Consider the following 12,765-nt stretch of genomic DNA (forward strand, 5'->3'; position numbering starts at 1 on the left):
ATGATAATACTAGGTATTGATGAGGCAGGTCGTGGTCCATTGTCTGGACCGGTTGTGGTAGCTGGAGTTATCCTTGACCTGAATAGACCTATAGAAGGTTTGGCAGATTCTAAAAAGATAAGTAGTAAAAAAAGAGAAATACTTGCTCTAGAGATAACGACTAAAGCTAAGGCTTATTCAATCATAGAGGTGTCTGCTAAAGAAATAGATCAGCTTAATATCCTTCAAGCAACTTTGTACGGTATGGAAAAAGTAGCAGAGGATTTAAAAAATCAGTTTGACAAAGTTTTAGTTGATGGTAATAGGCTACCAAATTGGCGATATAATTCTGAAGCTATTGTAAAAGGAGATTCTAAGATTCCGGAAATTTCAGCCGCTTCGATATTAGCAAAAGTACATAGAGATAATATATGCTTTGAGCATGAAAAGAAATATCCACAATATGGTTTTGCTAAACATAAAGGATATCCCACTAAAGAACACTTAAAAAATATTCTAAAGCATGGTGTATTAGAAATACATCGAAGAAGTTATAAACCTATAGCAAATATTTTGGAAATAAAAGGTTAAAAAATTAAAATTGCTTATAAATTAAATCATTAATCTAGAGTTATAACGTTATTGTCAGAAGAAGTATTTTCGCCTACTTTGTTGGGGTTAACTGAATCGTCATCCTCACCTTCATTAACGTTAATACCATATCCAAACTCACGCGCATATATCCCTTGCTCAGTTTCCCTAGAGAACACCTCTAGCACAGATTCTATAGGTATTACTACTGACATAGATTGACCATCAAATGTAGCGTCAAAAGAAATTTTTTGGTCATCTATATGAAAGTTTTGGATAGCTTGTAGGGATAAATCTAACAGTATTTTCTTGTCTTCATCTACATAATTAGTTGGCACTATAACACCGTCATATTCGGTATCTACTAGCACATATGGTGTAAATCCATGGTCTACTAGCCAGTTATATGTTGCCTTAATTATATAGGCTCTAAGCATTGCCATATTTAGCTCCGTCTTTAATAGTTTTAACAAAGTTTGGTTCATTAAAAAGAGCTTTAATTTCTTTAATGATATTTTTGTCTTTAGTTGGAATAGCTATTTTTAGTTTAATGAAATAATAAAAAACAAAAGTCATAATAAGTGTTAAAACGTTTATGTTTTGAGAGTCAGGATTACTTTCAGCATTTATATCCCTTTCATTTATAACTGTTTTATAAGTTTTGATAAGCTCTTTTTGCATAGCTTTTTTTATTTCATTAATTTGTTCTTGGTCTAAGTCAAGCTCACACAGCTTATGAATATTTTGAAGGAAGCTTTTATTAACATGTTCCAAAAGAATTCTGGAATTAGCTCGCTGTTTCGGAAACACAGGAAACATAGGCGGAAAAGGGTATAGGTCCTCTATAGCCTCTATAATAACTCCTAATCGATAAACGGCAAAATCTTCAGTAGTTAATGTAGGGATATTGCCGTTAGGAGTTATAATATTTAGTTCTTCAAAATGTTTAGAGTTTTCCTCGTCTGAAACATCTATAAATTTAGCATTAGCTCCTTTTATAAGAAGGATCATGCGTACTATATCACTATAGATATCATTCTTTTTTGTGTATAAAACCAAAGTTTTAACCTCCTAATAGATAAAAAGAATAATAGATAAAAAGTATAATATAAAGATATATTAACGCTTAGAGAACTGTCTTCTTCTACGAGCTTTTCTAAGACCTGGTTTTTTACGCTCAACTTTACGTGGATCACGAGTTACGAACCCTGCTTGACGTAAAGCTGGTTTTAAATCCTCATCAAACTCTATAAGAGCCCTAGTGACTCCTAAACGTATAGCACCTGCTTGACCAGTTGATCCCCCACCTTTTACAGTTACTTTTAGATCAAAATTATCAACATTATTTGTTAACTCTAAAGGTTGTTTAACAATCATGCAATCTGTTTCACGGCATAAGTATTGTTCTAATGGAAGACCATTAACAATAAACTGACCTGTACCTTTTTTCATAAACACACGAGCTACAGAGCTTTTGCGACGACCTGTACCATAATTATATTCTGACATCTTTTCCATCCTTTTTTAAATATTTAGAGCTTGAGGTTGTTGAGCTGTATGTGGGTGATTCTCACCAGCATATACCTTTAGTTTTTTAAACATAGTGCGACCTAAAGGGCTTCTTGGTAACATGCCCTTAACAGCTTTTTCAATGGCTCTTTCTGGATGAGTGGCTATTAGCTTTTCAAAAGATATAGATTTGATCCCACCAATGTAGCCAGTGTGGTGGTGGTAAATCTTTGCTTTTCTTTTGTTGCCAGTTACAGCTACTTTTTCAGCATTTATGATAATAACATAATCACCAGTATCCATATGTGGAGTATATTCTGGCTTGTTTTTACCTCTTAGGATCATAGCTACTTCTGTAGCAAGGCGACCTAAAGTTTTATCTGTAGCATCGATCAAAAGCCAATCTCTTTTGATATCTGATGGTTTTGCAGTAAACGTTTTCATCTTTATTCCTATTTTATTGTTGTAAATTACTCAGTTTTCGCAAAAAATTATTTCAGCAAGTTGCTTAAGACTCGCTAAATTTCTAGCATGCTAGTTTAAATTTTAAGCAGTTTACATAATACATTTTTATTTGCAAATAATCAAATTATATAGGGGTTTTATTCTGAATAATTCTATCAGCCTCTTTATTAGATCTTTTGATACAATTTTCAATTGCTAATCTATCAAAGAAATTTCCAGTAATATATAAGTTGGGGGTTTGTAAGAGTTCTTTTTCTAGATCTTCTAAAAAGATACTGTGGTTACGATGATAGCAGGGTAAAGAATTATTTTTTACATAGTTATGTAAAATATCTTCTTTGCTTATTTTTAGTAGTTTAGCTATTTTCTCTGTTAAATTTTCTTGAGAGATGTTTTTATAACAATGAAATACTATAGCTCTATAGCTTGGATGATCAACAACATCTCTAGAAACAGCTGAAAAGAAAAACTGCTCTTTACCTATTAAACCAGCTATATTCTTAATATGTTCTAAGTTCTCTTTTCTAATTACAATACCAATACTTGTTAGTTTAGACGTAGTGGGACGATAAGGGTGATTAGTTATAGTTGGTAAAATGTTTTTAAGTAGTCTTTCTGTAACATACCACGGTGTTGCAAAACATAAATTATCACATGAGTATTTGGAATGATTTGTTTTAAGATCCATTTATCTTTTACTTTTATTATTTTAGTAACTTTTTCTTTTATAATATTTTGAGAGTTTTTTTCAAATAGACCAGATAAGCCATTTTTTAAAGTAAAGCTTCTGGGTAATGACGTATTTCGGTCATATTTCTTAAAAAGATATTTCATAGGAAAGTTTTCACTATTTTGTGAAAGTACAGCATTAAAACAATACTTTAGGGTTTTGGTATAGTTTGACTCCCCAAAAACCTTTTTAGCATATTCACTAACAGTTTTATTATTTTTGAGTGTCTTCCTATTTTTGATAAAATTGAGCGCTAAAGTAAAAGGATTTAGGTTTGTAAAAATACTTTGAATTTTATTGTTAGGTTGTACAAATAAAAAGGGAGCTTTTTTTCTAGGTTGTATATTTTGTTCAAGGGTATTATTTTGAATATATTCTATAGTATCTGAGTAGGAGTTGTATATTGTATGTGCACCCATTTCAAACCAAAAATCTTGATAAGTGGCAGAATCAATACAACCACCGATTTTATTAGCTTCAAAAATACAGTTACCTATATTTGCTTGACTTAGTTTTCGAGCTAAGCTAAACCCAGAAATTCCACTACCAATTATAATTGTATCTATATGTTTCATATTTTTTCTTTAGGTAAAAGTAACCATAGTTTGCCCTGATTATTCATATGTCCAGCATTAAATTCAGCTTGGTCACCATGCCCCCAAAAAACATCACCTCGTATCGCTCCACGTATCGCTCCACCTGTGTCTTGAGCAATCATTAGTCTATCTAGAGGAACAGTTTCACTACGGTTTTTTTCATAATATTGGGTTTCTAACCACATTGGTATACCGTAAAGATAATATTCATCATCAATAGCTAGTGAATAACCAGGGGTTAATTCAACTTCTTGAGCACCTATGGCATTTTTGGCATCAATATATCTAAAAAAAACAAATGATGGATCGTAACTAAGAACTTCATCAATTTTGTCAGGGTTATTATAGAGCCATTCTTTTATAGACTGCATAGATATTTTTTCTAGAGGTATATGGTTATGATCAAGTAAGTATTTTCCTATGGGCTTATATGGGTGACCATTTTCGCTATCATAACCAATTAAAATATCACCACTTTCAGTCTGAATTCTACCTGATCCTTGTATTTGTAAAAAAGAGCGATCAACTTTTGATTTTACCCATACTAAAACATCTTTATTATCAAAAAGGTTACCACTAGATATCTCAGCTCTAGTATAGTAAGGAACTAGTTTATTATTTTCACACCTACCAAATTTATAGGAATCGCCTATGTTTGGTATTTTCACTAGATCTGTTGGAGTTTTGTAAATTGGAACATCATATTGGAGAGTTTTAACTAAACTTCCTTGCAGAGTTGGCTCGTAGTAACCGGTAAAAACGCCTGTATTTTTATTATTAAATATTATTTGGTAAGGCGAAAAATTTTCTTTAAAAAATAATCTTGCTTCTTCAATAGTGCTAATTTTAGTATTTATGGTCTTTTTACATATGTTAATCCAGTTATTATACTCAGCTTTGCTTTCTTGAATGATTTTTTCACAAGATAATTTGAATGCATTAAAAGATTTAAGTTGGTCGGCATTGTTCCAATTTTTTAAACTTTTAAAAGTTGATTTCTTATATGTTACTTTATCTGAGTATTTTTCTGTAAGATAGCGTTTAGCATTTAGATTTGTGCACCCAGCTATAAATATTATTACTAGTAAAACACTTAATTTTTCTAAAGTTTTCATTGTTTTTGAGCGCTCATATTTAAAAAATACTAATAATTTCTTGAAAATGTTAGAAATAACCATTATGTTTAAAACATCTAATAAATTGTAGTATTAACGGGATTAAAATAAAAGGTTGTTTTATGGGTAAAGAAGAAAAAAATCAAATAGAAGATAAAAACTTAGACACCGAAAAAGAAACGGAGCAAAAACCTTCTAGTAGAGCTGTCCATGAATTGTCTATAGAAGAACAGTTAGAAAAATCAAAAGATACTATTAAAGAACTTGAAGAAACTTGTGATGCTATGAAAGAGGAAGTCTTAAGAGCTAAGGCAGAAGCTGAGAATACACGTAAAAGAGCAGAAAGAGATGTTCAAAACGCCCGCAAGTTCGGGATTGAAAAGTTTGCAAAAGAGCTTTTGCCTGTTATGGATAGTATAGAGCAAGCTCTTAAGCATGAAGTTAAGTTAGAAGAAGCTATCGCTATGAAAGATGGGGTAGAGTTAACAGCAAAGATCTTTGTAGATGTACTTAAGAAAAATGGTCTGGAGGAGGTAGACCCTAGAGGTGAAAAGTTTGATCCGAATATGCATGAGGCAATGGCTATGATTCCTAACCCAGAGTTTGAAAATGATACTGTTTTTGAAGTGTTTCAAAAGGGTTATTTGTTAAATGGCCGAGTTGTTAGAGCTGCTAAAGTGATAGTGGTAAAAAATTAAAAAATCTTCTTGAAAAACTGATTAGAACTACCATATCTATTAGATAAGTTTACGGTATGTTTTTAAAAAAAAGAAAATGAAAAATAGGAGAACAAAATGGGCAAGATAATAGGAATAGATTTAGGTACAACTAACTCGTGTTTGGCTATTATGGATGGTAAGAAGGCAAAAGTTATTGAAAATGCTGAAGGGCATAGAACTACTCCATCAATAGTTGCTTATACAGACAGTGGAGAAATTTTAGTAGGGCAAGCAGCTAAGAGACAGGCTGTAACTAATCCAGATAACACTTTTTTTGCTATTAAAAGATTAATTGGTAGAAAGTATGACGATAAAGCTGTACAAGATGATATTAAGAAAAAAGTGCCTTATGCAGTAATCAAAGCTGAGAATGGAGATGCTTGGGTTGCTACTAAAGATGGTAAAAAATTAGCTCCACCTCAAGTATCAGCTGAAGTTTTAAGAAAAATGAAAAAAACAGCAGAGGAGTTCTTAGGAGAACCAGTTACAGAAGCTGTTATCACAGTACCAGCTTATTTTAATGATAGCCAAAGACAAGCTACAAAAGATGCTGGTAAGATTGCTGGTCTTGATGTTAAGAGAATTATTAATGAGCCTACAGCAGCAGCTTTGGCTTATGGTGTTGACTCTAAAAAAGGTGAGCAAACAGTAGCTGTATATGACTTAGGTGGTGGTACATTTGATATATCTATTATCGAAATTGCTGATGTTGATGGAGACAACCAAATAGAAGTACTATCTACAAATGGTGATACTTTCCTTGGTGGTGAAGATTTTGACTTAGCATTAATGAACTATTTAATTGATGAGTTTAAAAAAGAGCAAGGAATAGATCTACATAATGACAAGCTAGCTCTTCAAAGAGTTAGAGAAGCTGCTGAAAAAGCAAAAGTAGAGTTATCTTCAGCGCAACAAACAGATGTAAACTTACCTTATATTACAGCTGACGCTACAGGACCTAAACATTTGAATATTAAGATTACTAGAGCTAAGTTTGAATCTTTAGTTAATGATTTGGTTGAAAGATCATTAGAACCATGTAAAAAAGCTTTAGAAGATGCTGGACTAAGTAAATCTGATATAACGGAAGTGTTACTAGTTGGTGGACAAACTCGTATGCCTCTAGTACAACAAAAAGTAAAAGAGTTTTTTGGTAAAGAACCACGTAAAGATGTTAACCCTGATGAGGCAGTAGCTGTAGGCGCTGCTATTCAAGGTGGAGTATTAGCTGGTGATGTAAAAGACGTACTTTTACTTGATGTAACGCCTCTTTCTCTAGGTATAGAGACAATGGGTGGGGTTATGACTAAACTGATAGAGAGAAATACAACTATTCCTACTAAGAAATCACAAGTCTTCTCAACAGCTGAGGATAATCAGCCAGCAGTAACTATACATGTACTTCAAGGTGAGCGTGAAATGGCTTCAGCTAACAAATCTTTAGGTAGATTTGATTTAGCTGATATTCCACCATCTCCACGTGGTATGCCGCAAATTGAGGTTACATTTGACATAGATGCTAACGGTATCTTGAATGTATCTGCTAAAGATAAGGCTACTGGTAAAGAACAAAATATTGTGATTAAGTCATCAAGTGGCTTATCTGAAGATGATATTGAAAAAATGGTTCAAGATGCAGAAGCTAATGCTGAAGCTGATAAAAAATTCCACGAGCTTGTAGCAACTAGAAATACCGCTGATAATTTGATTCATAGTGCTAGAAAAGCGATAAAAGAGCTGGAAGATAAAATAACAGCCGAAGAAAAAGAAAAAGTTGAGGCTGCTTGTAAAGATTTGGAATCTGTAATAAAAGGTGATGATAAAGATGCTATAGAAGCTAAGACTAAGGTTCTAGAAGAAGCGTTTACACCAGTTGCTCAAAAAGCATATGCAGATACTCAATCTGCTGCAGGTGGCGAGAAAGCTGCTCAAGGTGAAGAAGCTAAAAAAGGTGATGATGTTGTTGACGCTGATTTTGAGGACGTTGATGATAACAAAAAATAGTTAAACCTTTAACAATCAATAAAGTGTGGTTTATCCACACTTTTCTATTTGGTATAATTTTCCTAAATTTTTTATTGGTTATAATATTATGCAACAGAGATGTTACTACGAAATCCTTAATGTTTCAAAGACAGCAGATATCACTGAAATAAAGAGGTCTTATCGAAAATTAGCAATGAAATATCATCCTGATAGGAATCCTGGTGATAAAGAAGCAGAAGTGAAATTTAAAGAAATTTCAGAAGCTTATGAAGTACTAAGTGATAAGCAAAAAAGATCTAGATATGATCAGTTTGGTCACGCTGGGGTTAACCAGCAAGCAGGAAATGGGTCTGCTGGGGGCTTTGGTAGTTTTGAGGATATATTTGATACTTTCTTTGGTGGAGGTTCTGCTCGTGGGTCAGGTAGAACACGCCAGTCTAGAGGTAGTGATTTAGAGTATACCTTAGAAATAACTCTAGAAGAGGCATTTTTAGGAGTAGAAAAAGAAATAACTATTCCAAGGATGTCAACTTGTGAGAGTTGTGATGGTACAGGATCTAAAACTAAATCTAAAGCAACATGTCATGCTTGTCATGGTCAAGGTACTATCCGTAGACAGCAAGGTTTCTTTGCTTTTGAACAAACTTGTCCTGTGTGTAACGGTAGTGGATCTAGTGTTGCTGACCCTTGTGATGATTGTTATGGTTCAGGGAAAGTTAAAAAACATAAAACACTAAAAGTTAAAATCCCAGAAGGTGTTGATAATGGAGATAGAATAAGATTACCAGGTGAGGGCGATGCTGGGTCCACTGGTGCTATGAATGGTGATCTATTTGTCCAAATTATCATAAAACAACATAGTATTTTTGAAAGAAGAGATGTTAACCTATATTGTGAAATGCCAATTAGTTTCACTACAGCTTGCTTAGGTGGAGAGATTAAAGTCCCAACTTTAGATGGAGAAGTTAAGCTTAAAGTGATGCCAGAGACTCAAACTGATAAGGTTTTTCGTTTAAGAGAAAAGGGAATGAAGTCTCTTCGTGGTCATAGAAGGGGAGATTTGCTTTGTAAGGTAGTGGTTGAAACTCCCGTGAGTCTTAACTCCGAGCAAAAAGATTTGCTCAAAAAATTTGCTGAAAGTTTAGGTGAAGATTACGAAAATAAACATTCACCAAAAAGCAAATCTTGGTTTGATAATGTTAAAGACTATGCCAAGAAATTTTTTGAGTAAAAGAGTAACTTTTGGCTTTTTATTTATATTTATTATTCTATTTTCTGCCTACTGAACTAGCTTCAATGGTTTTCCGTGGTTTATCTTTACTTCTTAAATTAGACCTCTTGCATAACTTTCTGAATTGTTTAAACTTTTTATTTTTATTGGAATGATGTTGATGAAATTTGAGCAGATTAAAGATGAGTCACCAGAAGGATTTCGTATACTTACAGGTGTTAAACGCACTACTTTTACTGTCATGACAAAGATATTAAATGAAGCGCAATCCCAACTAAAAGCACAAGGAGGTAAGCCGAATAAATTGTCTATAGAAGATAGGCTGCTTATGACGCTGGAATATTTACGCGAATATAGAACATATTTTCATATTTCACGCAGCTATGGTCTAAGTGAAAGTACTTGTTATCGTAATATACGCTGGGTTGAAGATACTCTGATTAAAGATGGGCAATTCTCATTGCCTGGACGTAAGGCATTATTAAAAAGTGATGTTAAGTATGAGGTTGTTCTGATAGATGCGACAGAAACACCCATTGAACGACCTAAAAAAAACAAAAAAGCTTTTATTCTGGCAAAAAGAAGCGACATACGTTAAAGACGCAAATTATCGTGGATAGGAAGAAAAAGGAAATTATTTGTACCAATTTTTGCAATGGCAAGAGACATGACTTTAGATTATTTAAAGAATCTGGTGTTCATATCCACCCAGAGATTAAAAGTCTCACCGATACGGGCTATCAAGGGATACATAAGTTGCATCAGCATTCAGAATTGCCGAAGAAAAGAACAAAGAAGAACCCACTAACCAAAGAAGACAAAAAGAAAAACCGTAAACTGTCTAGTCAACGTGTTCTAAATGAGAATGTGATCAGCATGGTTAAGCGATTTAAAATTATTGCCGATCGTTATAGAAATAGAAGAAAAAGATTTGGTTTAAGTTTTAATTTGATTGCTGGAATTTATGATTTTGAGATATAGATCGGTTATGCAAGAGGTTTATTGCCACAGCACCAAGAATATTATATAATAGGGCTATTAGTATAAACCTAGGATACATTGTATGGACTTACTCAGCCTCCAAGACAGACTTGGCTATAAAGTTAATGAAAAAGGCATGTGTTATGGTATAACCTATATGGCCATACAAGCAATTATTCGGAATGAGGTTAAAACTTATATTTCTCGCATTAAGTTGATAGATAGCTATGAAAAAAATATTATAGTATTACCTAAGAATCATAATATCCTTAATATTGACAACTCTAGCAATGTAACAGAAAACAAACAGCGTAATCCGTTATATCAACACTATAGTAACTTGTCATCTTCAGATAACTTGAAGTTGTTTGATATCAAGGTTCAACAACAAAGTAGCGATGACATATCTTCTAAAGATATTAAAGTAGAATGGAATAAAAACGAATTATATTTGTCATCCTATGGTATGGAAATTAATAGAGAAAGAATCGCCATCGAAGTTTTAGTAGCAGATATAAAAGCTGCCTATGAGAAAAGAAAGAATCTACAAACAAGATATTCTCTCACGCCGCAAGATGAAAAGTTATTAGATATATTAGCTTGGTTTGACGGTGTTCAATTATATTTTAATGATACACATCTTGAAGATAATGTGAAGCTAACTGCCAATCAAGATTACCGAGCTGTTACAAATTTTTTTAAAACAAAAGATGAGCAAAAAAAACCTTTAGCAAGAACTAATCGTTTTAGAAAAGCAGACTCTATACATAGTGAAAACCATTTTAAAAAAAATGCAGGATATGAAAGTATAGTATTAAAATCAAAACACCTAGATTTTCTTAGCAAAGAATTAGTACAATGGCTTATTGATAAAATCAATAAAAGTATCCAACCTATTGCTTTTTCAATTACAATATTTAATCACATAATAGCAATTGGTAAATCCCGATCCAGCCCCATTTTTCTTATCAATCATGATCGACACTATATTATAACTAAGGAAACAGCTTTTAACTGTATAAATGAAGCTTTATTTCCATCCAGAACTTTTAATGCCTATAATGCAATAAGCATACTAGAATTTTCATCTGAAAATAATAGTAGGGTACTTTCAACTAAATTTAAAGTAAACTTTGAGGACCATCGGGAAGTAGCTGCTATCGGTGACATACTCCACTTGGCGTTATCACATAATCACCAAGAAGCTGTAATTTTTTATGTCAATCTAATAAATGCAAAGAGTGCTACCACTAATAAACAACGATTATTAGCTGCTAGATCGCCGAATTTCACTCCGGGATTATATATGGCTTTACGAAATGGTCATGCAGAGGCAATTAAAGTTTATCTTGAGGCTTTGACAAATACTGGAATAAATAAACAAGAATTATTAGATTTATTATTTGCTAAGGACGCGGATGGCACTTCGGGCTTATATATGGCGATACTAAAAGAACAGGTAAATGCTATTTTAGGTTATTTTGAGGCGTTGACAAATACTGGAATAAATAAACAACAATTATTAGATTTATTAACAACTCAAAATACGGATAATACTGCAGATTTATTAGCAAAAAATATTGATGAAGTTAAAAATTATATCAGGTTAAAATTGACAATATAAGGTGTTCTGTCGCAAACTGGTAGGATATTTACAATTTTCCTCTTATCAGCATCCGTCTAGATACGGTTATACAGCTATACTGAATTGGATGCAAACTACGCAGGTGTTCAGCAACGTTGGATTATAGTTAAAAGTGAGCATGCAAAGTATCGAGTCAGACATTCTGCTAGTAAACGATTTGATAAGAAAGTATCAGAAGAATGTAAATTACTAGAGCGTTCAAAAACCATTTTATTTAGTTGTAAAGTTGATGCCGAATCTCACTAGACCTCTTTCGAAACTCATTTATGTAATTCTAGGTTATAAATGCCAGCTATTAAATTGAATCTTAGCCCAAATCTTTTTCTTCTATTTCTATATTTATAGCTAACTACGTATAAAAGTAGTATACTATTTTTTATTTACTCTTATGGCATATTCGCATCACTTTATAAAGAAGGTATTAAAGCTAAAATCAGAAGGTGTTAGCTTTTTAAAATTATCAAATAGATTTAATATTAGTGTTAGAAGTATCCAAGAGTGGCTAAAAGGTAATTTACCTAAAGGTACAAGAAATAAGCCTAATACCAAACTTGATTTAGTTAAGTTAAAACAAGATATATTTGACTATCCTGATGCATATTTAAGAGAAAGAGCTCAAAGGTTGGGAGTTAGCGAGCATTGTATTAGCTAGAATCTTAAATAGTTAGATGTTACATATAAAAAAAACTCTGATTCACCCCAAAGCAGACGAAGGCAAGCGAAAATTATTTCAGAAAAAGATTGAACAATATGAGGCTAAAGGTTTGCCTATTTGTTACCTAGATGAATCTGGTCATGCATTAGATATGCCTCGAACACATGGCTCCTCTATTAAAGGAGAAAGATGTTATGGAACTTGTGACTGGGGTGCTAAAGGTCGTACTAACGTCATAGGTGCGTTGATTGGCAAAATTCTATTTGCAGTTGGCTTATTCAACTGCAACATTGATACTGAAGTGTTTAAAACTTGGATAAAGCATTTCTTACTTCCTAACTTAAAGACAAAGACTGTTATTGTTATGGATAATGCAACGTTTCATAAAAATTTTGGAATGTTAGATGATATTGTTAAAGGCTAGACATATCGTTGAGTTTTTACCTGCTTATTCACCTGACTTAAATCCTATAGAAAATAAATGGGCTGAGAAAAAGGCTTTTATCAGAAAATATAAATGCTCCGTAACTCAATGCTATTCGTAATAGTTTTATATGGAGTTA

Annotated in this window: 15 protein-coding genes and 2 pseudogenes; 10 read left to right on the forward strand and 7 right to left on the reverse strand. The window is 32.8% G+C overall.

What is annotated here, in order from left to right:
• Positions 1–570, forward strand: coding sequence for a ribonuclease HII (gene rnhB, locus E4K63_RS01830; RefSeq protein WP_133942431.1), 570 nt, complete (start codon positions 1–3; stop codon positions 568–570).
• Positions 571–599: 29 nt separating this feature from the next.
• On the opposite strand, the gene mglB is transcribed toward rnhB, so the two are convergent.
• The 6 genes and pseudogenes from mglB to mltA form a co-directional block, all read right to left on the reverse strand.
• Entirely contained in the window at positions 600–1,013 is a 414-nt protein-coding gene (gene mglB, locus E4K63_RS01835; RefSeq protein ID WP_133942432.1) for a transcriptional regulator MglB, read from the reverse strand.
• The gene (gene mglA, locus E4K63_RS01840) at positions 1,000–1,629 is read right to left on the reverse strand and encodes a transcriptional regulator MglA (protein ID WP_133942433.1); all 630 of its coding nucleotides are present in this window, start codon (positions 1,627–1,629) and stop codon (positions 1,000–1,002) included. The genes mglB and mglA overlap by 14 nt, the downstream gene beginning before the upstream one ends.
• 60 nt (positions 1,630–1,689) lie before the next feature.
• Complete coding sequence (gene rpsI / locus E4K63_RS01845; protein ID WP_133942434.1) at positions 1,690–2,079, reverse strand: 30S ribosomal protein S9; 390 nt, start codon at positions 2,077–2,079, stop codon at positions 1,690–1,692.
• Positions 2,080–2,094: 15 nt separating this feature from the next.
• Positions 2,095–2,523 (reverse strand): 50S ribosomal protein L13, encoded by a 429-nt coding sequence (rplM, locus tag E4K63_RS01850; protein ID WP_133942435.1) that lies wholly within the window; start codon positions 2,521–2,523, stop codon positions 2,095–2,097.
• 145 nt (positions 2,524–2,668) lie between these two features.
• Positions 2,669–3,849: pseudogene (locus E4K63_RS08325) on the reverse strand (NAD(P)-binding protein).
• Positions 3,846–4,985, reverse strand: a complete 1,140-nt coding sequence (gene mltA / locus E4K63_RS01860) for a murein transglycosylase A (protein WP_166666919.1) — start codon at positions 4,983–4,985, stop codon at positions 3,846–3,848. The pseudogene E4K63_RS08325 and the gene mltA overlap by 4 nt, the downstream one beginning before the upstream one ends.
• A gap of 122 nt (positions 4,986–5,107) precedes the next feature.
• On the opposite strand from mltA, the gene grpE reads away from it, so the two are divergent.
• The 6 genes from grpE to E4K63_RS01890 all read left to right on the forward strand — a co-directional run bounded on the left by grpE (position 5,108) and on the right by E4K63_RS01890 (position 11,793).
• The gene (gene grpE / locus E4K63_RS01865; RefSeq protein WP_133942438.1) at positions 5,108–5,683 is read left to right on the forward strand and encodes a nucleotide exchange factor GrpE; all 576 of its coding nucleotides are present in this window, start codon (positions 5,108–5,110) and stop codon (positions 5,681–5,683) included.
• A 96-nt stretch (positions 5,684–5,779) separates the two neighbouring features.
• Positions 5,780–7,708, forward strand: a complete 1,929-nt coding sequence (gene dnaK / locus E4K63_RS01870; RefSeq protein WP_133942439.1) for a molecular chaperone DnaK — start codon at positions 5,780–5,782, stop codon at positions 7,706–7,708.
• Positions 7,709–7,796: 88 nt separating this feature from the next.
• Complete coding sequence (gene dnaJ, locus E4K63_RS01875) at positions 7,797–8,921, forward strand: molecular chaperone DnaJ (protein WP_133942440.1); 1,125 nt, start codon at positions 7,797–7,799, stop codon at positions 8,919–8,921.
• Between the two features lie 160 nt (positions 8,922–9,081).
• Positions 9,082–9,902 (forward strand): IS5 family transposase gene (locus E4K63_RS01880; RefSeq protein ID WP_243830510.1). Its coding sequence is split into 2 segments (ribosomal slippage): positions 9,082–9,469 and positions 9,469–9,902, totalling 822 coding nucleotides; the frame shifts between segments, so codons are not numbered across the junction.
• An 82-nt stretch (positions 9,903–9,984) separates the two neighbouring features.
• A complete protein-coding gene (locus E4K63_RS01885; RefSeq protein WP_133942441.1) occupies positions 9,985–11,526 on the forward strand; it encodes a hypothetical protein in 1,542 nt (513 codons plus the stop codon).
• Between the two features lie 84 nt (positions 11,527–11,610).
• Complete coding sequence (locus E4K63_RS01890) at positions 11,611–11,793, forward strand: hypothetical protein (RefSeq protein ID WP_133942442.1); 183 nt, start codon at positions 11,611–11,613, stop codon at positions 11,791–11,793.
• 14 nt (positions 11,794–11,807) lie between these two features.
• Here E4K63_RS01890 and E4K63_RS01895 read toward each other — a convergent pair.
• A pseudogene (locus tag E4K63_RS01895) lies at positions 11,808–11,900 on the reverse strand (IS5/IS1182 family transposase); the annotation flags it as partial.
• Positions 11,901–11,935: 35 nt separating this feature from the next.
• On the opposite strand from E4K63_RS01895, the gene E4K63_RS01900 reads away from it, so the two are divergent.
• The 3 genes from E4K63_RS01900 to E4K63_RS08360 are packed head-to-tail and all read left to right on the forward strand — an operon-like array spanning position 11,936 to position 12,747.
• Entirely contained in the window at positions 11,936–12,199 is a 264-nt protein-coding gene (locus E4K63_RS01900) for an IS630 transposase-related protein (protein WP_133942443.1), read from the forward strand.
• 16 nt (positions 12,200–12,215) lie between these two features.
• Complete coding sequence (locus E4K63_RS08180; RefSeq protein WP_208318268.1) at positions 12,216–12,626, forward strand: transposase; 411 nt, start codon at positions 12,216–12,218, stop codon at positions 12,624–12,626.
• Complete coding sequence (locus E4K63_RS08360; RefSeq protein ID WP_208318269.1) at positions 12,607–12,747, forward strand: transposase; 141 nt, start codon at positions 12,607–12,609, stop codon at positions 12,745–12,747. Before E4K63_RS08180 ends, E4K63_RS08360 begins: the two co-directional genes overlap by 20 nt.
• Positions 12,748–12,765: the final 18 nt, after the last annotated feature.

Source organism: Allofrancisella inopinata (assembly GCF_012222965.1).
GTDB classification, from domain to species: Bacteria; Pseudomonadota; Gammaproteobacteria; order Francisellales; family Francisellaceae; genus Francisella; species Francisella inopinata.